The organism is Streptomyces malaysiensis subsp. malaysiensis, from assembly GCF_040653035.1.
Taxonomy (GTDB): domain Bacteria; phylum Actinomycetota; class Actinomycetes; order Streptomycetales; family Streptomycetaceae; genus Streptomyces; species Streptomyces malaysiensis.
Genome location: NZ_JBEZNG010000004.1, coordinates 248645 through 269648 on the forward strand (window position 1 = coordinate 248645; position 21004 = coordinate 269648).

General features: G+C 73.0%; 20 protein-coding genes. 12 read left to right on the forward strand and 8 right to left on the reverse strand.

Translation table 11 applies throughout. From position 1 onward, the window contains the following. Positions 1–10: 10 nt before the first annotated feature. From AB0E24_RS10660 to AB0E24_RS10670, 3 genes are all read right to left on the reverse strand, one after another. Positions 11–1087, reverse strand: a complete 1077-nt coding sequence (locus AB0E24_RS10660; RefSeq protein WP_359376049.1) for a right-handed parallel beta-helix repeat-containing protein — start codon at positions 1085–1087, stop codon at positions 11–13. Between the two features lie 117 nt (positions 1088–1204). Continuing rightward, on the reverse strand, positions 1205–2359 hold the full coding sequence (locus AB0E24_RS10665; protein ID WP_079153166.1) for an MBL fold metallo-hydrolase: 1155 nt from the start codon (positions 2357–2359) through the stop codon (positions 1205–1207). 61 nt (positions 2360–2420) lie between these two features. Then, positions 2421–3644: an aminotransferase class I/II-fold pyridoxal phosphate-dependent enzyme gene (locus AB0E24_RS10670; protein WP_359376052.1), complete on the reverse strand. Its 1224-nt coding sequence runs from the start codon at positions 3642–3644 to the stop codon at positions 2421–2423. A 104-nt stretch (positions 3645–3748) separates the two neighbouring features. Here AB0E24_RS10670 and AB0E24_RS10675 point away from each other — a divergent pair, with 104 nt between their 5' ends. Then, positions 3749–4291 carry a hemerythrin domain-containing protein gene (locus AB0E24_RS10675; protein WP_359376055.1) on the forward strand — a complete coding sequence of 181 codons (543 nt, stop codon included), beginning with the start codon at positions 3749–3751 and terminating at the stop codon, positions 4289–4291. Here AB0E24_RS10675 and AB0E24_RS10680 read toward each other — a convergent pair. After that, positions 4215–5003: an ANTAR domain-containing response regulator gene (locus tag AB0E24_RS10680; protein ID WP_069867009.1), complete on the reverse strand. Its 789-nt coding sequence runs from the start codon at positions 5001–5003 to the stop codon at positions 4215–4217. The genes AB0E24_RS10675 and AB0E24_RS10680 overlap by 77 nt on opposite strands. 174 nt (positions 5004–5177) lie before the next feature. On the opposite strand from AB0E24_RS10680, the gene AB0E24_RS10685 reads away from it, so the two are divergent. The 5 genes from AB0E24_RS10685 (at position 5178) to AB0E24_RS10705 (ending at position 12156) form a co-directional block, all read left to right on the forward strand. Next, positions 5178–6368 carry a PAS domain-containing protein gene (locus AB0E24_RS10685; protein ID WP_359376057.1) on the forward strand — a complete coding sequence of 397 codons (1191 nt, stop codon included), beginning with the start codon at positions 5178–5180 and terminating at the stop codon, positions 6366–6368. Between the two features lie 226 nt (positions 6369–6594). Beyond that, positions 6595–7560 carry a TIGR03557 family F420-dependent LLM class oxidoreductase gene (locus AB0E24_RS10690; RefSeq protein ID WP_359376060.1) on the forward strand — a complete coding sequence of 322 codons (966 nt, stop codon included), beginning with the start codon at positions 6595–6597 and terminating at the stop codon, positions 7558–7560. A 47-nt stretch (positions 7561–7607) separates the two neighbouring features. Beyond that, positions 7608–9413, forward strand: coding sequence for a thiamine pyrophosphate-requiring protein (locus tag AB0E24_RS10695; RefSeq protein ID WP_359376062.1), 1806 nt, complete (start codon positions 7608–7610; stop codon positions 9411–9413). Between the two features lie 92 nt (positions 9414–9505). Continuing rightward, a complete protein-coding gene (locus AB0E24_RS10700; RefSeq protein WP_079259415.1) occupies positions 9506–10060 on the forward strand; it encodes a type 1 glutamine amidotransferase domain-containing protein in 555 nt (184 codons plus the stop codon). Continuing rightward, entirely contained in the window at positions 10057–12156 is a 2100-nt protein-coding gene (locus AB0E24_RS10705) for a catalase (RefSeq protein ID WP_359376065.1), read from the forward strand. Before AB0E24_RS10700 ends, AB0E24_RS10705 begins: the two co-directional genes overlap by 4 nt. A 985-nt stretch (positions 12157–13141) precedes the next feature. On the opposite strand, the gene AB0E24_RS10710 is transcribed toward AB0E24_RS10705, so the two are convergent. Continuing rightward, positions 13142–13717: a TIGR03086 family metal-binding protein gene (locus tag AB0E24_RS10710; protein WP_079259413.1), complete on the reverse strand. Its 576-nt coding sequence runs from the start codon at positions 13715–13717 to the stop codon at positions 13142–13144. Between the two features lie 6 nt (positions 13718–13723). Continuing rightward, positions 13724–14191, reverse strand: a complete 468-nt coding sequence (locus AB0E24_RS10715; protein WP_359376359.1) for a phage holin family protein — start codon at positions 14189–14191, stop codon at positions 13724–13726. Between the two features lie 333 nt (positions 14192–14524). Here AB0E24_RS10715 and AB0E24_RS10720 point away from each other — a divergent pair, with 333 nt between their 5' ends. From AB0E24_RS10720 to AB0E24_RS10740, 5 genes are all read left to right on the forward strand, one after another. Then, positions 14525–14944 carry a hypothetical protein gene (locus tag AB0E24_RS10720; protein WP_435865261.1) on the forward strand — a complete coding sequence of 140 codons (420 nt, stop codon included), beginning with the start codon at positions 14525–14527 and terminating at the stop codon, positions 14942–14944. A gap of 90 nt (positions 14945–15034) precedes the next feature. Continuing rightward, on the forward strand, positions 15035–15418 hold the full coding sequence (locus AB0E24_RS10725) for a DUF2795 domain-containing protein (RefSeq protein WP_079259411.1): 384 nt from the start codon (positions 15035–15037) through the stop codon (positions 15416–15418). A 146-nt stretch (positions 15419–15564) separates the two neighbouring features. Beyond that, positions 15565–15948: a CBS domain-containing protein gene (locus AB0E24_RS10730; protein ID WP_069867018.1), complete on the forward strand. Its 384-nt coding sequence runs from the start codon at positions 15565–15567 to the stop codon at positions 15946–15948. Between the two features lie 253 nt (positions 15949–16201). Next, complete coding sequence (locus AB0E24_RS10735; protein WP_079259410.1) at positions 16202–17011, forward strand: class I SAM-dependent methyltransferase; 810 nt, start codon at positions 16202–16204, stop codon at positions 17009–17011. 23 nt (positions 17012–17034) lie between these two features. Then, a complete protein-coding gene (locus AB0E24_RS10740; RefSeq protein ID WP_069867020.1) occupies positions 17035–17388 on the forward strand; it encodes a VOC family protein in 354 nt (117 codons plus the stop codon). A 32-nt stretch (positions 17389–17420) separates the two neighbouring features. Here the strand turns inward: AB0E24_RS10740 and AB0E24_RS10745 are convergent, their stop codons facing one another. After that, on the reverse strand, positions 17421–17702 hold the full coding sequence (locus AB0E24_RS10745; RefSeq protein WP_359376069.1) for a hypothetical protein: 282 nt from the start codon (positions 17700–17702) through the stop codon (positions 17421–17423). Here AB0E24_RS10745 and AB0E24_RS10750 point away from each other — a divergent pair. After that, complete coding sequence (locus AB0E24_RS10750; RefSeq protein ID WP_359376071.1) at positions 17701–18057, forward strand: hypothetical protein; 357 nt, start codon at positions 17701–17703, stop codon at positions 18055–18057. The two genes, AB0E24_RS10745 and AB0E24_RS10750, sit on opposite strands and share 2 nt — an antisense overlap. A 684-nt stretch (positions 18058–18741) precedes the next feature. On the opposite strand, the gene AB0E24_RS10755 is transcribed toward AB0E24_RS10750, so the two are convergent. Next, positions 18742–20985: a DUF5107 domain-containing protein gene (locus AB0E24_RS10755; RefSeq protein ID WP_359376073.1), complete on the reverse strand. Its 2244-nt coding sequence runs from the start codon at positions 20983–20985 to the stop codon at positions 18742–18744. Positions 20986–21004: the final 19 nt, after the last annotated feature.

The following is a 21004-nucleotide window of genomic DNA, read 5'->3' on the forward strand; positions in this document are numbered from 1 at the left end:
ACGCCGCCTCTCAGCACCGGCCCGTGGGCGCGGACAGCTCACAGACGTTGTCGGTGAAGGTGTTGTCGGGGCCCTTGTCCCGGTCGGCCAGGTCGGCGGGCTGGTTGCCGCTCAGCACGTTCCGGCTGATGGCGTTCTTGGCGTTGGGGGCGCCGACGACGCTGGTGTAGAGCACGATCCCGCCGGACATGGGCGAGGTGCCCACGTTGCCGTTCACCTGGTTGCCCGTCACCCGGGTGCCCTCGGTGCCGGTGAGCACGATGCCGGCGCCCTGGATGAAGGGGAGCCGGTCGGTGGCCTCGCAGTAGGCGTTGTTCTCGAAGACGGAGTTGTGGCGGACGTTCAGGTCCCCGGCGCGCGGGGTCGATTCGTCGCCGACGATGAACACCCCGGCGCAGTTGCCGGTGATGGTGTTCCGCTCCACCGTGAGGTCGCGCAGCCGGCGGACCACGACACCGGTCCGGTTGCCGCTGAGTTCATTGCCGGCCACCAGGGTGCCCAGGGCGTCGGTGGCGCCGCCCTCGGCGTCGATGGTGTTGGCCAGGAAGACACCGGACTGCTTGTTGTTCCGCGAGACGTTGTCGGCGAAGGTGCCGCGGGTGGACATCTCCTGGCCCATGCCCTGCTGGCCGTTGGCCTCGGAGACGCTGTCCCGTACGGTCATCCGGTCGGTGCCGGAGCCCCAGATGCCGTTCTTGGGGAAGCCGGTGACCTTCAGTGAGCCGATCCGTACATCCGAGACGGGGTCTTCGGCCGTCCCGGTGACGCAGATGCCGTGGCCGGCCTCGCCACAGGCGTTGTCCGAGGGCTTCTCGGCCGGGGAGAGCACCGTGGACTCGCCCGCGCCGAGCAGGGTCAGCCGGTCGGTGGTGATCTGGATGTTCTCCCGGTAGGTGCCGGGGCGGATCTCGATGGTGTCACCGGGCGCGGCGGCGTCCACGGCGGCCTGGATGGACTGGCCCGGCTGGACCACATGGCGGGTGGCGGCCTGGTCGGCGGGGGCGGCGTGGGCCGCGGGGAGCTGGGCGAGTTCGATGACGACGACGGCCGTGAGGCCCGCGAGGTGACGAAGTTTAGGTGTGCGCATGAACAGGAAGCTAGGTGCGCTCCACACCACTCGCCACTTATGTCCCACCCGTCAGCTACGCACCGGATTACCCCACTTGGCCCCCTGGGCAACGCCCGCCCACGACGGCCGGGCGGCCTATTCGAGCACCCGGGACGTCCCGACCGGCAGATCCCACAGCTCCTCGCGCGGCCGGCCGGTGGCCTCCCAGGCGGCGCGGATCCGGTGCAGCGGCTCCAGGGGCGGCTCGGCCGAGAGCAGGAAGGTGGACCAGTGCATGGGCGCCAGCACCCGCGCCCCCAGGTCCCGATGCGCCCGTACGGCCTGCTCCGGATCGATGTGCACCCCGCTCAGCATCCAGCGCGGCTCATAGGCGCCGATGGGCAGCAGCGCCACGTCGATACCCGGATAACGGCGGCCGATCTGCTGGAACCAGTGGCCGTAGCCGGTGTCCCCGGCGAAGTACACCCGCTGTCCGTCCGGCGCGGTGATGACCCAGCCGCCCCACAGCGAGCGGCAGGTGTCGGTGAGGGTGCGCTTGCTCCAGTGGTGGGCCGGTACGAAGTCGAAGCGCACCGGGCCGTCCGCGCCGGGCAGTTCGGCCGCCTCCCACCAGTCGAGCTCGGTCACCCGGGTGAATCCGCGGGCCCGGAACCAGCGGGCGAGCCCGGCGGGGACGAAGACCGGCGTCGCCGTCGGCAGCCGTCTGACGGTGGGCGCGTCCAGATGGTCGAAGTGGTTGTGGCTGATGACGACCGCGTCGACGGGCGGCAGGTCCTCCCAGCGGACCCCCACCGGAGTGACCCGGACCGGGGTGCCGAGGATCCTGCGGGCCCAGACCGGGTCGGTGAGCACGGTGAGCCCGCCGATCCGCAGCACCCAACTGGCGTGCCCCGCCCAGGTGAGCGCGGTTTCGCCGGGGCCGGTGAGCGGCAGCGGACCCGGCTCGAAGGGCAGCTCGGGGATCTCCCGGAGGCTCTCCAGGGGCGGCCTGAGCCGGCCCTCCCGGGCCAGCCGGGCCAGCGCCCGCACCCCCGGCAGCGGGGAGGTGAGCCGGTCGGCGAACGACCGCGGCCAGCGGCGGCTCTCGCCCAGCGGACGCGGGGCGGCCGGTTCGGGGACGGGCGGTTCGGGGGCGGCCGTCCCGGGGACGCCCGCCTCGGGGATGCCCAGCTCCGGGGCGCCCGGCACGGGGGCGGCCGGGGCCAGCCGGGGCCGGGCGGCGGCGCCGGGTGTGGCGCGGCGCCGCTCCGCCGGTTCCGCCGGTTCGGCCTGCTCGGCGTGGTCGGTCATGGCCTGGCTCCCTTCCGTATCTGGGCCGGCCCTTCCCGCCGGCATGTCATGGCCCGGCGGCTCAGGGCACCGGGCCGTCCTCGATCAGGTCGCGGAAGGCCGTCTCGAAGTCGGCCAACGCCGTGGCCACATGGGGCAGTTCCAGTGGATCGGGCGCCTGGAGCGCCCGCAGCCGCGACTCCTCCGCCGCGCCGAGCAGCGGCAGGGTCGCCAGCCGGAGCCGCAGGGTGTGCGGGGGGTCGCCGAAACGATGGCCCCCGGCCACGCTCGGACCGATCCGCCGGACCAGTTCGCGCTCCAGCTCCACCGAGTCGGTGATGCCACGGGCGGCGAGCACCCCGCGCAGCTCGTCGAGGTCGGCGTAGAGGTGCCGGCCGGCCTGCGGCGGGCGGGTCAGCGCCCCGACGGCGGTCAGCGCCCGGTAGACGGCCGCGGCCACGGCCCCGTGCGCACGGGCCGCCGCCGCCATCCGGCCCCGGACCGGCTCCGGCTCGCCGAGGGCGTACGCGGCGGCCGCGGCGATGGACGTCGGCAGCCCGGAGCGTACGGCGGCGAGCAGGGACAGCACCCGGCCGCGCAGCTCCGCACCGCGCTCGGTGGCGGGGAACCGGGCGATCGCGGCGGGCCAGCCCGCCGGGGTGAAGGCGCTCACCAGGTCGGAGAGCACGATCACATGCTCGGGGCTCATCTCGGCGGGGCTCAGCAGCACCGTGCCCTGCGGATGGTGGACGGTGTCCCGCCAGGTCTCGTCGCTGACGATCAGCAGCCCCTCGGCCACGGCCGCCTCGCACACCTCGTGCAGCAGCTCGGGCGGGGCCACGGTGCCGGTGGGGTCGTCGGCCGCCGACAGCAGCAGGACCCGGGGCACCCCGCCCTCGGCGCGGATCCTGCGGGCGGTCTCCAGCAGCGCGAACGGATCGGGCAGCCCACCGCATTCGGCCGGGACGGGAGCGTGGTGGGCCCGCCGGTCCACCAGCCGCACCAGCGGCGCGTACCAGGCGGCGCAGGGGCGGGGCAGCAGCACATCGCCGCCGGGCGCGGAGGCCAGCAGCGCCAGCAGCAGCGGCTCGGCGCCGGGGGCGACCACGACGTGCTCCGGGTCGGTCCACAGCCCGCGCCGCGACCAGTAGCCACAGGCGGCCGAGCGCAGCTCGGCCGAGCCGCCGACCGGCTGCGGCGCGGTGTGACCGGCCGCCGCGACAAAGCTGTCCAGCAGCTCCGGGAGGACCGGCAGCCCGCCGTCGTCCCGGTCCGCCGGAGCCGGAGCGGTCCACTGCCGCTGCATCGTCCACACCTCCGCCCGTGTCCGGCGCGCCTCCGCCCACGTATGTCCACCTTCGCAGATCTCCGGCGCCGTTTCGCGGAAGTGGCCCGGGGGACCCGGGCGCCATGACAGCGATGCCGGAAGAACACGATGTGGTGGACGTGCTCACCGCGGACCACCACACGGTGCGCACCCTCTTCGAGGGGTACCGCGCCACCACCGACCCGGAGCGGCGGAGGCAGCTGGTGCACCGGATGACGGTGGAGGTGGTGCGCCATTCGGTGACCGAGGAGACCTATCTGTACCCCACGGTCCGCAAGGCGCTGCCGAACGGCGACCGGATCGCCGACGAGGAGATCGAGGAGCTGGCCGAGGCCGAGCGGATCCTGTCCGACCTGGACGCGGTGGACCCCGGGGACCGGAGCTTCGACCCGCTGGTGCGGGATCTGATGGACGTGGTGTCCATGCATATCCGCGGCGAGGAGGACCTGGTCTTCCCCGAGCTGCGGGAGCGGCTCACCCCCGAGGAGCGGATGGTGCTGGGCCTGCGCGTCGGCGAGGCGGCGGCCGCGGCGCGGGGCGTGCCCCCGGTCAGCCCGGAGGGTCCAGGTCCGGGCCGGACGCTGGCCGACCGGGTCCGGGAGCGGCTGACCGGCCGAACGCGATGAGGTTCTCCTCCAGGCCGCGGCCGCGGGTGCGCACCACGGTCCCGGCGAGCTCCGCCAGCTTGCGGTTGGTCCGCTGGGAGAGGCGGCGCAGCAGGTCGAACGCCTGGTCCGGGTCGCAGCCCAGGACGTACATGACGATGCCGCACGCCTGGTCGACCACCGGCCGGGTGCGCAGCGCCGTGTCCAGCTGGTCGACCTGGACCAGCGCTGCGCGGTAGAGCCGGTCCCGGGCCATGCTCTCGGTGGCCAGGTCGCCGAGCAGTTCGGTGGCGCCCTGGGCGGCCTTGCCCAGGGGCCCTGGGCGCAGCCCGTAGACCGAGACGGCCACGGTGAGCCCGTCGCGGACGAAGGGCAGCGCGGCGGAGGACCGTACGCCCGCGTCCAGCGCCCGCGCCCGGTAGTGCGGCCAGCGGTCGTCGCGCAGCAGATCGTCGGCGCCCGCCGGGCGGCCGGTGTCCAGCGCCATGGGGATCGGGCCCTCGCCCGCGCTCAGCTGGACCGCCACCAGCGCGGACAGATCGGGGTGGGTGGCCGCCGTGGTCCGCTCGGCGGCCACACCGCCGGAGGGCGCATCGGCGAGTACCGCGGTGGCGGTGGCCCCGCAGCTGTCGGGGGTGCCCGCGGCGGCCTGCTCCGCCAGTTCGGCCAGGCCGCGCCCGAGGGAGGGCGCGTCGGTCTGACGGGCCACGCGGAGATGCGTACGGTCGGGCATCGCCGGATCCGCTCCTTTCGTCCTTTCGCCGCGGTGCGATGTGCTTGCTTTGCGGTGGGATGTGCTGGTCCGGCCCCGTCCTCCCGGGGCCCCGATTTTTCGCCTCTCCACGTCATTGGGGAGGAAAACAACGCCCATGCGGCCCGGTGGGGTCGGTCAGGCTACGGTGTGCCCATGCCAGGCGCACAGGAGTTTGGTGCGGAGCTCACGGACTTCCGCAGGCGGGTCGAGGAGTTGCGGACCGCTCGGGCGCTGCCCTCACAGGAGCGGCCGTCCCTGCTGGACGCCGCCCTCTTCGAGCTCCAGCACGCGGTGGACGTGCTGTGGCCGCGGTACGAGGAGCTGGCGGCCGCCACCCGTGGCCCCGGCGGTGGCCGCGCCGACCCGCAGGAGCAGCAGCTGCTGCGGGCGCTGTTCCAGCGGCTGCCGGTCGCGGCGGTGCTGCTGGACCGCGACGCCGTGGTGCGGCGTATGAACTTCGCCGCCACCCAGCTGTTCAACACCCGCGCCGGATACGCCACCGGGCGCCCGCTCACCACCTCGCTGCGGCAGGACGCGCAGGCGGCGCTGCGCTCGCAGGTCGCCGCGGTCGCGCGCGGCGAGGGCGACCGCAGCCTGACGGTGTGGCTGTCGCAGCCGACGGCCGACGGCGAGGCGCGGGTGACCCTGGCCGCGCTGCGGCCGCCGGGCGAGCCCCATCCGGCGGTGCTGGCGGCGTTCCAGCCCGGGATGGCCGGCCCGCCGGGCGAGGGGGCGGCCGGGGCGCGGCGCCCGGAGTCCCGGCCGGATCTGGCGGAGGTGACCCGCCATGCCGAGCTGCTGGACCTGGTGGACGACATGGCGGCGGCGCTGCTGCGGACGGCGCTGGCCGGGGCCGGTCCGGAGGCCGTGCTGGCCGGGGCAGCGGAGGTGCTGCACGGCCGGTTCGCCGACTGGGTGATCGCCGATCTGGCACCGGAGGCGGATCCGGGCGCCCCGCGCCGGGTGGTGGCGCTCGGCCCGCGGGAGGCGGTGGGCGACCGTACGGCGTCCCTGGCCGAACAGGACCCGGCGGACTGCCCCCTGGTGGTGGACGCGCTGCGCGAGGGGGTCTCCGCGCTGCGGATGAGCCCGTACGACGCCGACGCCTTCGGGCAGGACGCCACGGGCGCGCCCGTGCTGGTGCGGGAAGAAGTCACCTCGCTGCTGTGCATACCCCTGCGCGCCTCCGCCACGGGCCCGGTCCGCGGGGCGCTCACGTTCTTCCGCACCGGCGGGCGCGGTGTCTTCGAGATGGCGGAGGCGGGCGTGGCGGACCGGATCGCCCGCCATATCGCCCTGGCCATGCCGCGCACCGCCCCGCGCGCCGCGGCTCCCGGGGCGTAACCCGCGCACATGGGCTCGGGCGGCGCCGGGGCCGACCCGCCCGGCCGGGCGGGCGGTCCCCAGGGCTTCGTCATACGGATGCCCAAGATGCCGAAGATACGGATGCCGAAGTACACAGAGCCGCGTGCCCCTCCCACGCGGTGTCAAACGAGGTTTCCTTCCCTGGGCGCCGGTTACCCGTCGCATCTGCCGGCGTCTGCCGGCATCCGCGCTCGAGGAGGGCCCCATGACCGAGTACGGCTATTTCCTGGCCGCCGAAGAACACGGGCCCGCGGAACTCGTCGAGCAGGCCCGGATGGCGGAGCAGGCCGGTTTCAGCCATCTGTGGATCTCGGACCACTACCACCCCTGGAACGACGCCCAGGGCCAGAGTTCGTTCGTCTGGACGGTGATCGGCGCCCTCGCGCAGGCCACCAGCCTGCCCGTGCAGACCGCGGTGACCTGCCCCACCATCCGTATGCACCCGGCCATCGTGGCCCAGGCCGCCGCGACCAGCTCGGTGCTGCTGGAGGGCCGCTTCCGGCTGGGCGTGGGCAGCGGAGAGGCGCTGAACGAGCATGTGCTGGGCGACCGCTGGCCGCCGGCGCCGATCCGGCTGGAGATGCTGGAGGAGGCCGTGACGGTGATGCGCCAGTTGTTCGAGGGGCGCCGCGTCACCCATCACGGCAAGCACTACACGGTGGAGAACGCCCGGCTGTACACCGTGCCCGAGGAGCCGGTGCCCATCGACATCGCGGCCTTCGGATCGACCGCCGCCGCGCTGGCCGGACGGGTCGGCGACGGCTTCATCACCATGGCCCCGGACGCGGAGCTGGTGGCGCGGTTCCGGCGCGGCAGCGGCGCCGGGGGCAACAGCAAAATGGCCAGCGGCGGCCTGAAGGTGGCTTACGGCCCGGATCCGGACGAGGCGCTGGGCACCGCCCACCGACTGTGGCCGACCGAGGGGCTGCCCGGTGAGTTGCTGTCGACGCTGACCACCCCGGGCCAGTTCGAGCAGGCCGCCGAGCTGGTCACCCCCGAGCGGATGGCCGGGAAGGTGGTCTGCGGGGATGACGCGGACGCGCACGTGGGCGCGCTGAGCGCCTACGCCGAGGCCGGGTTCGACACCGTCTACGTCAATCAGATCGGCCCCGACCAGCGCGGCTTCTTCGACTTCTACCGCACCAAGGTGCTGCCGCAGGTGGCCGGTTGACCGTGATCGCTCAGAAAGGCGATCACCGAGAGGAGCGATGACCCACCATGACCATGAAAGTGGCCGACTACATCCTCGCCCGACTGTCCGAGTGGGGTATCGAGCATGTGTTCGGCTACCCGGGGGACGGCATCAACGGTCTGCTCGCCGCATGGGGGCGGGCCGGGAACGAGCCCCGGTTCATCCAGGCCCGGCACGAGGAGATGGCCGCTTTCGAGGCCGTCGGCTACGCCAAGTTCAGCGGCCGCCTCGGTGTGTGCGCCGCCACCTCGGGCCCCGGCGCGATCCACCTGCTGAACGGGTTGTACGACGCCAAGCTGGACCATGTGCCGGTGGTGGCGCTGGTCGGCCAGACCCACCGCAGCGCGATGGGCGGCTCGTACCAGCAGGAGGTGGATCTGCACAGCCTGTTCAAGGACGTGGCCTCCGACTTCCTGGAGACCGTCACCGTCCCCGAACAGCTGCCCAACGTCCTGGACCGGGCGATCCGCACCGCCTACGCCCGCCGCGCCCCCACCGCCGTGATCATCCCGGCGGATGTGCAGGAGCTCGACTACGCCGCGCCCACCCATGAGTTCAAGATGGTGCCCTCCAGCCTGGACCGCAGCGGCTGGTCCGCGGTGCCCTCCGGGACCTCGGTGGAGCGGGCCGCCGAGGTGCTGAACGCGGGCGAGCGGGTGGCGATCATGGTCGGCCAGGGCGCCGCCGGGGCGCGCGCCGAGGTCCAGCGGGTGGCCGAGACCCTCGGCGCGGGGGTCGCCAAGGCGCTGCTCGGCCTGGATGTGCTCAGCGATGAACTGCCCTATGTCACCGGCTCCATCGGACTGCTGGGCACCCGGCCCTCGTACGAGCTGATGCGGGACTGCGACACGCTGCTGACGATCGGCTCCAGCTTTCCGTACGCCCAGTTCCTGCCGGAGTTCGGCAAGGCGCGCGGCGTCCAGGTCGATCTCGATCCGCACATGATCGGGATGCGCTATCCGTACGAGGTCAACCTGGTCGGCGACGCGCGCGAGACCCTGCTGCGGCTGCTGCCGCTGCTGGAGCGCGAGGAGTCGCGCGACTGGCAGGAGAGGATCATCGCGGGGGTGCAGCGCTGGCGCGAGGTGATGGCGCGGCGCGCCGAGGTGTCCGCCGACCCGATCAACCCCGAGTATGTGGCCCACTGCCTGGATCCGCTGCTGCCCACCGACGCCATCGTCACCTGCGACTCCGGCTCCGTCGCCAACTGGTACGCCCGCCATCTGCGGATGCGCGGCGAGATGCGGGCCTCGCTTTCGGGCACGCTGGCCACGATGGGCTGCGGGGTGCCGTACGCGATCGGCGCCAAGTTCGCCCGTCCGGACCGGCCGGCCGTCGCGCTGGTCGGGGACGGCGCGATGCAGATGAACGGCCTGGCGGAGCTGATCACGGTGGCCAAGTACCACACCTCGTGGGAGGACCCCCGGCTGGTGGTCGGCGTCTGGAACAACCAGGACCTCAACCAGGTCACCTGGGAGATGCGGGCGATGGGCGGGGCACCGCAGTTCCTGCCCTCGCAGGAGCTCCCCGATGTCTCCTACGCGCGGTTCGCCGAATCGCTGGGGATGACCGGCATCCGGGTGGAGAAGCCCGAGCAGGTCGAGGGGGCGTGGCACGAGGCGCTGAGCGCGGACGGCCCGGCGGTGGTGGAGTTCCGCACCGATCCGGCCGTACCGCCGATCCCGCCGCATGCCACCTGGGAGCAGATGGAGGCCACCGTCGGGTCGATCGTCAAGGGCGACACGGACCGGGCCGGCATGGTCCGCCAGGGGCTGAAGGCGAAGGTGCAGGAGTTCCTGCCGCACCGGAAGAAGGCTCCGGGCGACTCCTGATGTTCCCGATGTTCCCGTTTCGACCCCGTCCCCGCTGGCTACCCGCCGCACCGGACGAATGCGATACCCGGACCGGAAGGACGTGAGCAGCAATGAAGGTCGCCTTTCTCGTCGCCCCCGAAGGCGTGGAGCAGGTCGAGCTGACCGACCCCTGGCAGGCGGTCCGGGACGCCGGGGGCACCCCCCGTCTGGTGTCCACCAAACCCGGCCGTATCCAGGCGTTCAACCACCTCGACAAGGCCGACACCTTCGAGGTCGACCAGGCGGTGAAGGACGCGACGGTCGAGGAGTACGACGCCCTGGTGCTGCCCGGCGGGGTCGCCAACCCCGACTTCCTGCGCCTGGACCGCAAGGCCGTCGCCTTCGCCAAGGGCTTCTTCGACGCGGGCAAACCGGTGGCCGCGATCTGCCACGCCCCCTGGACGCTGGTGGAGGCCGATGTGGTGCGCGGCCGCACCCTGACCTCGTGGCCGAGCCTGCGGACCGATATCAGCAACGCCGGCGGTACCTGGGTGGACGAGCAGGTCAAGGTCTGCACGGCCGGGCCCAACACGCTGATCACCAGCCGTAACCCCGATGATCTCAAGGCGTTCCGCGAGGCGTTCCTGGAGGAGTTCGCGAAGACGACGAAGGGAGCGGCACGATGACGGAGGACCGCAAGGAGCGGCAGCGCGAGAAGTACCGTGCCGCCGACCCCGCCGAAGGACCGCTGACCACCGACCAGGGCGTGGCGGTCGACCACACCGATGACTCCCTCACCGTGGGCGAACGCGGCCCCACCCTGATGGAGGACTTCCACTTCCGCGAAAAGGTCACCCACTTCGACCATGAGCGCATCCCGGAGCGGGTGGTGCACGCGCGGGGCGCGGGCGCGTACGGCTACTTCGAGCCGTACGAGTCCTGTGCGGAGTTCACCCGCGCCGCCTTCCTCCAGGACCCGTCCGTGCGCACCCCGGTCTTCGTACGGTTCTCCACCGTGCAGGGGCCCCGGGGCTCGGCGGACACAGTGCGGGACGTACGGGGCTTCGCCACGAAGTTCTACACCTCGGAGGGCAACTACGACCTGGTCGGCAACAACATGCCGGTCTTCTTCATCCAGGACGGGATCAAGTTCCCCGACTTCGTGCACGCGCTCAAACCGGAGCCGCAGAACGAGATCCCGACCGGCGCCTCCGCCCATGACACGCTGTGGGACTTCGTCTCGCTCCAGCCCGAGACCATGCACATGATGATGTGGCTGATGTCGGACCGGGCGATTCCGCGCAGCTTCCGGATGATGCAGGGCTTCGGGGTGCACACCTTCCGCTTCGTGGACGCGCAGGGGCACGGCACCTTTGTGAAGTTCCACTGGAAGCCGAAGCTGGGCGTCCACTCGCTGGTGTGGGACGAGGCGCAGGAGTGCGCGGGCCGCGACCCCGACTTCAACCGGCGCGATCTGTGGCAGGCGATCGAGGCGGGACAGTACCCCGAGTACGAGCTGGGGGTGCAGCTGGTCCCGGAGGAGGACGAGTTCAACTTCGACTTCGATCTACTCGACGCCACGAAGATCATTCCGGAGGAGCAGGTGCCGGTGCGGCCGATCGGCCATATGGTCCTGGACCGCAACCCGGACAACTTCTTCGCGGAGACCGAGCAGGTGGCCTTCCACACCGGGAACGTCGTCCCCGGTATCGACTTCACCAACGACCCGCTGCTCCAGGCCCGGAACTTCTCGTACCTGGACACCCAGCTGATCCGGCTGGGCGGGCCCAACTTCTCACAGATCCCGGTCAACCAGCCGGTCGCCCCGGCCCGCACCAACCACCGGGACGGCTACCACCAGACCATGATCCACAAGGGCACCAGCTACTCCCCCAACTCACTCGGCGGAGGCTGCCCGGCCCTCGCCGGGGCGGACGGCTACGCCTTCTCCCACTACGCGGAGCGGGTGGAGGGCCATAAGATCCGCAAACGGAGCGAGTCCTTCAAGGACTTCTACAGCCAGGCCGCGCTGTTCTGGAACAGCATGACCGACTGGGAGCGGCGCCACATCGTGGAGGCTTTCCAATTCGAGCTGGGCAAGGTCGACGCGGTGCATGTGCGGGAACGCACCGTCGAACAGCTGGCCCATGTCGACTACGACCTCGCCTCACGGGTCGCCCAGGGCATCGGCGTGGCCATGCCGGAACCCGGCGCCAACAACCACAAACCCCAGGCATCACCCGCGCTGAGCCTGGACAACCTGCATGGCGACGGCTCGATCCGCACCCGCCAGATCGCGGTGCTGGTCACCGACGGAGTCGACACCGGCCAGCTCGCCCAGGCCCAGGAGGCGCTCACCAACCAGGGCGCCGTCGTCGAGGCGATCGCCCCGCACGACGGCAAGGTCCTCGGCGCCGACGGCAACGGCTACGCGGTCGACCGCGCCCTCCCCACCGTCGCCTCCGTCCTCTACGACGCCGTCCTCCTCCCCGGCGGCCCCACCGGCACCCCCGCCCTGGGCTCCGACAGCGCCGCCATGCGCTTCGTCCGCGACGCCTACCGTCACGGCAAACCCATCGGCGCACTCGGCTCCGGCGTCGGCATCCTCTCCACCCTCGAACCCGAGGGCCTCCACATCGCCTCGGGCCACGGCCACGTCTGCACCGACCGCGGCGTCGTCACCGACACCACAACGGGCGCCGCCAGCGAAGACTTCACCCGAGCCTTCACAGAAGCCATAGCCGCCCACCGCCACTGGAACCGCCCACCGGTCCGCTGCTGAATTCCGCGGGCCGCGGTGGGGCGGGGTGACCGGCAGGGACGTGGGCCGGAGAACGCCTCCGGCCCACACCCCTGCCGGGGCGTCTTGCGCGAGGGCGCCTATTGGGCAAGGGCCTCATGGGCGAGGACACCTCATGGGCAAGGGCACCTCCACCGCTGCCACCGCCGCCGCCACGCCGCCGGAACCGGTGCTCACCGTCGGCCCCCTGACCATCGCTCCGGCACGGCACGAGGTCTCGATGCACGGCCGGCCGGTGGACTGCAATACACGAGGGCACCTCATGCGCGAGGGCACCTCATGGGCGGGCCCCGGCCCGCGCCCGGGCGTACTGGACGGGCCCGGGTACGAGTGCGGGTCGCGTCCGTTTGCCGGGGGCCGCCCAGGCGGGTGCGGGTCGCGCCCAGCTCATGGGCGCGACCGTGTGCTGGCCCGCCCGGCTCACTCGCGTCCGCGCATGGGGCGCGCCCCATGCGCGGGCCCCGCCGATGCGCAACGGGTCCTGCCCATGCGCGACGGGCCCCCACCTGTCCTGGGGCGCGCCGGTCTACGGATCCCGCCCGAGTGCTGATCCGCCGGGATGCGGGGCCGCCTACGGATCGCTCCCGGCCGAGTCACGTCCGTGTGCCGGTCCCGACCAACGGGGCGCACCAGGCTGCGTCGCGTCGTGTACGCGGCGCGCCCGACTGCGGAGCGCGCCCGTGTGCGGGTCGCACGCGTCCTCGGGGCACGTCCATGTGCGGATCCCCTCCCGACCGCAGGCGCTCACGGGTGGGGCGCGACTGTGGGCGATCCTGCCCCGTTGCCGGGGCCCTCCCATCTCGGCAGCGGGGTGCGCCCCGCATGGTGAGGCGCTGTTATGCGGGCGCGGCCTTGGGCCGCATTTCAGCCTCTCCGGCGATTGAGGAGCGGGGTTCGGGGCGGAGCCCCGGTGGGGGCCGGGGGCGGAGTCCCCCGGTTTCGGGGAGGGGCGGGGTGGGGGAAGCCCCTACGGCTCACGCCCCAGCAACGCCAAAAGCCGCGCCTGCGCATCCGCCCCCCGCGGCGGCTCAACAGGCGCCGCGAAAAGCCCAGTCTCCTCCAGATCCGCCGCATACGGCGCGACCTCCCGCACCGAAAAGTCCACCAGCGGCTTCGGAATGCGCTCATCCGCCCCGATGGCCCGCGACAGATCCCACGCGTGCACGGCCGCGTCAGCCGTCATCTGGGCGCAGTAGTTCGTGGCGGGGCTCTCCCCGTACGAGAGATCGACCATCCGGTCCAGCGCCCCCGGCTCGCGGAAGGCGTCCCGTGCCGCGGCCGCCACCACGTCCCACGTGGCGACGGGGTCCTCACCGAGCAGATCGCCCTCCAGCTCATCGCTCTGGTCGGCGACACTCGCCCCCTCCCGGACCAGCGGCGGCACCCACATCTGCTCGACCGCGAGATGGTTCACCAGGTCGCGCACGGTCCACTCGGTGCAGGGCGTCGGGTCGTCCCACTGATCGGGCCGGATCGTGTGCACCCGTTCGGTGAAGAGGTCCAGGGCCTCGCGATGCCTGGCCAGCAGCGGATTCTCCGCCATGGGCGATCACCCCGTCTGAGGAGGATGAGGAGGCTGATGAGGATAGGGGGACTGTGGGGGCTGGGGAGCCGCCCCAGACCCCGGAGCCGCCCCGGGCCCCGGAGGCGTCGGAGGCGTCGGAGGCGCGGAGGGCCCGGAAGAATCGGCGGGCCCCGAAGGGGCGGAAGGCGTCGACGGCGCGGGCGGCCCAGCAGCCGCACCGGGCCCCGCCCCCCGCGCCGCGGAGGTCTTCAGCCACGCGGCCACGCCCAGCAACAGCACAAAAACGATCAGCGCCGCCAGCCACGCCGGAAGCGCGATGGCGAAGAGCAGTACCAGGCACGCCGTCAGCGCACCCCCGGCGTAGAGCGCGGCCGCCGCCGCGCCGCCGTAGAGCCGGAACGCGCGCCGCCCGGACCGCTCACGCAGCTCCCGGCGGACTTCTTCGCGGACGGCCCGTGCGACCGGCTCCGCCAGGTCCCCGGCCGTGGGCAGGCCCGCCTTCGGGTAGGCCGATTTTCATGTGCCGCCGGGTACCCGTGCCTCGCCCGCGTTAACACGCACACGGCACGGGTACGCGCGGGCACATCCGCAGGGCACGGCGCCGGACGGGGGCCCCTGATTTCCCACGTCCGACGCCGCTCCTCACTCCCTACGGGCCGCTCGACCGAACGACGAGTCCCCATCCCCCGAGACCCTCAAACGTCGAACCCGAAACCGGGCCCCAAACGTCCTGGACGACGTCGTCCCGACGACCTCGTGTCGATGCCGCCGAGACGGGTACGTGTGGGGGACCCGAAACCGGGACGCGACACCTGGAGGGAGTACATGCGAGGCGAGACGGCGAGGGAGCGGTTCCGGGCGGGCCGGATGCCCTCGGGCGGGCGCGTGGAAGCCGCCGAGGGGGTTCCGGCGCTGGTCGACGCGGCGCGCGAACACCGCATAGGCTCGTTGCTGATACGCCCCGACGGGCCCGACCTCCACCGCGAGGTATGGGTGGGCACCGAACCGGACCAGCCGGCCGTGCGCCGTACCGCTGTCCAGTATCCGGGCGGCTCCCGGCCGTCCCCGGCCCGCGCCGACGACGCGCTGATCCGCTCGGCCGCGGTCACCGGCGCCGAGGTGCCGACGGTGTCACCGTCGGCCGACGGGGGCACGAACGGCGGCGACATCCCGGTGGGCGGCCTCGGCGCACTGCCGCGCCGGCCGTACGAGGGCGGCACGAACGGCATGAACGGTATGAACTGACACACCGCGACCGACACACCGCGACCCGACACACCCCCGGGAGACAACCGACCCGGGAGACATACGGACCCGCTGAGGAAGGGGACCGACATGCAGCGAGGCAGCGATCGGCTGAGCGTCCACAAGGACGATGAGATGAAGCACGAGCTCCAGGGGCTGATCCGCTCCGGGCATCCGACCCGCGCCGAGGAGTGGCACGACCCGGAGCCGGCCGCCGACGACGACCCGGAGGTGACCCTGGGGCCGGTCCCCGCGCGGGGGACGACCGGTGAGGCCGAGGCGGTGCGGTTCGAGTTCGCGCGCCGACTGGGACGTACGTCGTTCCCCACCGACCGTGAGGGGCTGCTGAGCGTCCTGGAGGACCGGCACGCACCGGACGGTCTGATCGCTCTGGCCGAGGAGCTGCCCACGGACCGGACGTTCCACACCGTGCAGGAGGTGGTCTCGGCGCTGGGGCTGCGCCCGAGCACGTAGGCCCGAGCACGTAGAAACGGCGCGTACGGCGTACGGCGCGTACACGCAGGGACCGCCGCGTGGGGACGGTGTGCATCCGTCGCGCATAGCCCCGCCGCACGCGGGTACTGCGGGCAGCACATCACCCACGAAGGGGAGGTGGACAGATGTCCCAGAACCCACCTCGCTATGTGCGGGAGGTCATGACGCGGCCCGCGATCTGGGTGCACCCCGATGCCTCGCTGGTGGAGGCCGCTCAGCTGATGCGCGCACAGGACATCGGCGATGTGCTTGTCGCCGGCGACGGGGAGCTCCTCGGTGTGCTCACCGACCGCGACATCACCCTGCGCGCCGTCGCCGAGGGCGTCGACCCCCTCGCCGTCACCTGCCATGCGGTATGCACTCCGCACCCGGTGACCATCGGGCCGGACGAGGAGGTGGCCGAGGCGGCCGCACGGATGCGGCGGCATGCGGTGGGACGGCTTCCGGTGGTCGAGGCGGGGCGTCCGCTGGGCGTGATCAGCCTGGGCGATGTGCTGGAGCCGCCCTGAACACCGGCCATCACATTCCGCCGAAGGGGCGGTGGGGACCGCGTTCCCGCACCGCCCCTTCGCCATGAGGCAAAGCGGCCATACGGCCCGGCGACCCCATGGCCCTGCAACCCGTGGCCCCGCGACCCCGTGGCCTCGTGACCCCGCACCAACCTGCCCGAATAGCGAGACAGATCTTCTCGTGATACGAGATGCCTTCTACGGTGGAGCCACCCGACCACCCGCTCACCGGTCCCCAAGGGGGAGTTCCGCCATGCCGAAGGACACCGCCGTCTACACCCACGGCCACCATGAGTCGGTGCTGCGCTCGCACACCTGGCGTACGGCGGCCAACTCCGCCGCGTATCTGACCGGCCATCTCCGGCCCCATATGCGGATCCTGGACATCGGCTGCGGCCCCGGCACGATCACCGCGGACCTGGCCGAGCTGGTCCCCCAGGGGCAGGTCACGGGCGTCGATGCCGAGGAGTCCGTCCTGGAGCGGGCCCGCGCCGTGGCCGAGGAGCGCGGGCTGGCGAATGTGTCGTTCGCGGTCGCCGACGTCCACGCCCTGGACCACCCCGACGACTCCTTCTGCGTGGTCCACGCCCATCAAGTGCTCCAGCACGTCGGCGACCCGGTGGGCGCGCTGCGCGAGATGCGACGGGTGTGCGCGCCCGGCGGGATCGTGGCGGTGCGCGACTCCGACTACGCCGCCATGACCTGGTATCCGTCCGTCCCCGGGCTGGACGGCTGGCTGGACCTCTACCGCCGGGTCGCGCGGGCCAACGGCGGTGAGCCGGACGCCGGTCGCAGGCTGCGTTCCTGGGCCCTGGAGGCGGGGTTCACCGACATCACCTCGACCGCCACGGCGTGGTGCTACGCCACCGAGGAGGAGCGGACGTGGTGGAGCGGCCTGTGGGCGGACCGCACGGTCGCCTCCTCCTACGCCCGGCTCGCGGTGGACGGCGGCCATGCCACCGAGGAGGAGCTACGGTCGATCGAGGCGGCGTGGCGGACGTGGGGCGGGGCCACGGACGGATGGTTCGCCGTCCTGCACGGTGAGATCCTCTGCCGCGTCTGAGCAGTTCAACTAGGCTCGCCCGCATGGATATTCTGGGGACTTCACTGCGTGTGTGCGTCGACGATCTGGACTCGGCGATCGCCGCCTACGAACGGCTGACGGGGGCCGAGGCGGTTCGCTTCCAGCGCGGCCCCGTCGCGGTCGCGGCGGTCGGCCCTTTCTTTCTGATGAGCGGACCGGAGTCGGAGCTGTCGATTCTCCGCAAGATCACGGCGACGATCGCGGTGAAGGACGTGGACGAGGCGATCGCCGATCTCACGGCGGTCGGCGGGCAGATCGTCGCCGGTCCGCTGCCCGCGCCGGTGGGCCGCACGCTGGTGGCGCGCCACCCCGACGGCTCGATCTTCGAGTACGTCGACCGGAATCCGATGGCGTGACCCGCGCGTGAACACACCGTCCGGCAGACCCGTCAGGAGGGCGGTCCCGGATCCTCGGTGGGCTCCTCGTCGGCGAACTCCTCGTCCTCGTAGAGATCGTAGAGATCGTCCACGTCACGGAGCTCATCGCTCTTGATCCGGACCGCCTCCTCCTCGGCGGACAGCCCGCTGGTCGAGCCCTCCTGGGAGTAGATGTCCTGCTCGCGCGGGAGATCGGGGTCCGGCTCGTCGTAGAGCAGCCCCGCCGGTGCCGACCGGCTCGCCCGTCTCCGGCTCCTCGTCGGCCAAACGCTCCTCGAGCGGTTCCCGCTCATGCGTCTCCGCGCTCGTGGTGTCCCGGTACACGGCGATCGTCGGCTCGTCCCCGGCCACGGGCAACTGCTCAGGATCCCCAGCCCGCTGCTGCTCGGGCGTGCCGTCCTGGAGATCGGGCATCCCCTCGTCCTCGGGATCCGCCCCGGGATCATGCACTCTCCTCATCTCGGCGCCTCCTTCCCGCTCACGCACCACAGCGACATCCGCGTCAACATCCGTGCCCGGGTGCCCCTGGACGGGCAGTCCTATGCGGACGCGGACGTGAACCCGCGGCGCGACGCCCGAACCGGACAGACCGCGATACGGGAAGTCGGCGTCTGGCGGGCGCACCCCGACCAGCCTCGTCCCGGGTGAGACCGCCCGTTTTGAGCGCAAGCCGGACGGGCCGTTACGGGCCGTTATGCGGACCCCAGGCCACGCCACGTACAAGGCACAACCCGCCCGCGCGGGCGAGCCGGGCAGGCCCCGTACAGCCGCACACCACTCGCAGGACGCGGGCCACTTACGGCGCGACACCGGGCCATCCCCTCGGTCGCCGAAGACGTCCGCCCTGGTGGCGAGGGCCACCGGGCATTCCGTGCGCCACTCCTGGGAGAGGTATCACGGCCATGGCCGGAAAGACCCATCGCATCGGCATCCTGAGCAGCGGCAACATCTTCGGCCGGTATGTCACCGGTCTCGCCCGCTACCCGGAGCTGGACATCGTGCGGGGGCCGGGCAGGCCGCCTCCGGGCGAGACCGTCTGCGGGCGCGTCCCGGACAGCGCCCGCCTCCCAGGCGCGCCGGTTGGGCCGTTCGCTCGGCGGCTCGGCGGCTCGGCGACTCGGCGGAAGTCGGCCGCGGTTCGCAAGGCGCGCCAAAGGGGCGCGGGGCTGTGTCGATGTGCGGCTCCGCCGCGGCTGTGTCGATATGCGGCTCCGCCGCGCGGGCGATCGGCCACGACGGCGTCGCGGCCGATCGACGGCAGCTCAGCGCGCTTCCAGCGGAGCGCTTGGGCGGGCAGCGCCCCTGACCGGCCCAGTGCGGGCCGTAGGCCCGCTACGCGGGGCGCATTCGGAATTCGTAGGGGGCGGGGAGCGGGTGCTCGGTCCTGGCTTGCGCCCGCGCCTCCTCGGTCAGTGGTTCTTCGGGCCCTGCCGCCAGGCGCTCCACGATCGCGTACCAGGTGTCGCTCAACGCCTCGTCGCCCTCGCGCAGATCGCAGACCTCGAAGCCCTCGTCGAAGACGGCGCGGGCGGCCGGGGCGTCGCCCTGGGCCATGAGCACCTGGGCGCGCAGCAGCCGGAAGCGGCCGCGCGCCCGGATGGTGGGGCGCAGTGCGTCGAGGACCGCCCGTGCGTCGTCGGCGCGGTCGGCCGCGAGCAGCGCGAGGATCGCCTCCCGGCCGAGCGCCGCCTCGGCCGCCTCGGCCGCCTCCAGGTCGACCGCCTCCGACTCGACCGCCTCCGGGTCGACCGGCTCGGCGGCGACGGGTGGTGCGGCCAGTGAGACGGCCGTCCCCTGCCCCGCTCCCGGTACCGGCTCCGGTCCCTGCCCCGCTCCCGCTCCCGATTCCTGCCCCGTACCCGCCGCTTCGAGCACCGGGGCCGCCTCCTCCGGTGGCGGGACGGCGACGGCCGAGGCGAGGAGCAGCCGTACGGCGCGCAGCAGCCGCTCCGCCGCCCGTGCCGGATGGCCCGCGGCGGTGTCGGCGACGGCCAGACAGCGCAGCGCCCAGGGCGTCTCCGCGCAGCGCAGCGACCGCTCCCAGCTGCGTTCGGCCTGGGCGCGGTCGCCCGCGTGCCACTGGGCGACGCCCAGGTGGTACTCGGCGGCCGCGGTCGAGGGGGCCGCTTCGAGGAGGTCACGCCAGGCGGGCGCGACCAGGGACGCGCCGGGGTCGGCCTGGGAGGGGCCGGGCTCCCAGTCGGGGAGGGCGCCGGAGCGCAGCAGCCGGCGCCACGGCTCCTGCTCCTCCCCCAGCGTGCCCGGGTCGAAGGGCGTACCGGGCAGCTGGAACCCGCCGCGCTCGACCTCCAGCGCGCCCCACCCGGAGCCGGTCGCGAGGCGCTCCGCCGGTTCCGCGTCGGCGTGCGGACGCCAGGCGGCGTAGGCCGCGTCGACCGCGGCGCGCGGCAGCGCCGCCTCCAGCCGGGTCTCGGTCTCGTGGCGGGCGGCCGCCCAGTCCGTGCCGTGGACGGCGGCCGGGTCTGCGGTCAGCGGGCCGTACGCCTCCAGCCAGGCGAACTCCTCGTCCGCCTCCAGCGGGATGTGCTCCAGCTGGGTGCGCGCGAGCCCGGCCTGGATCTCGGCGTAGCCGCCGGTGCCGGGCTCGGTGAGCCACTGCTGCCAGCGCCGTCCGCCGGGGCCCGCGCCCCACACGAAGAGCTTGCGGCCGCGCAGCAGATCGGTGGAGGTCTGGACGAGGCCGCTGCCGTCGGCGTCGAGCGAGGCGATCCAGCGGCGGGCGTCCTCGGGCAGCTCGTAGAAGTAGTCGGCGGGGTAGGCGCCGCGCAGCGGATAGGTGCGGTCGGCGCCGTCCCACTCGGGGACCGGCACCTTGCTCAGGGTGCGGGCGTAGCCGAAGTGCCAGGCGTCGTCGGCGGGGGCGAGGACGCGGGTGTGCTCGTCCTCGGGGACGGCGATGTTGGACCACCAGTAGACGGGGGCGGGGAGGTGGTGGGGGTTGCGGATCCGGACGCCCACGTAGAGGTACGCGGAGTCGGCGGGCAGCCACAGATCCACCTGGAAGGGCAGATCGCGCAGCCGCTCCCACTCCCACAGCCGCACCATCGCGCCCCCGTCGGCGGCGTCGGGGGCGGGAACGCGGGCGGCGTGCAGGGGTGAGCAGGAGAGGGTGGTGTGGCCGGTGGCGCCGATGTTCCACTCGATCCCGCCGGAGAACCAGGCGCCGTTGAGGGCGAAGTCGGCGGGCTGGAGCACCGGATTGCGGTAGAGCAGCTCCCGGTCGGCGGATGTGCCGCGGGACTTGTGGATCAGCGAGTGGACCCGGCCTCCGAGCCCGGGCAGCACGGTGGCCCGCAGATGGTCGTTCTCCAGGACGATGGCGTCGAGCTCGGCGGGGGCGCGGTCACGGCCGTAGCCGTCGCGCAGCCGCACCGGCAGCACCGACCGCAGTGGCTCATAGGCGACCTGACGGGCCATATCGGCGGGGAGGGTGGCCCGGACGTGGTCGTCCACGTGGTGCACCTCGTCGAGGGGGCGCAGCGCGGGCAGGGGGTTGTCGGGCCCTACGGGGGCGGTGGGAAGGGTCAGGGTGGTACGTCGCACGATCGTGGCCACGGGCTGCCTCGCTCCGACT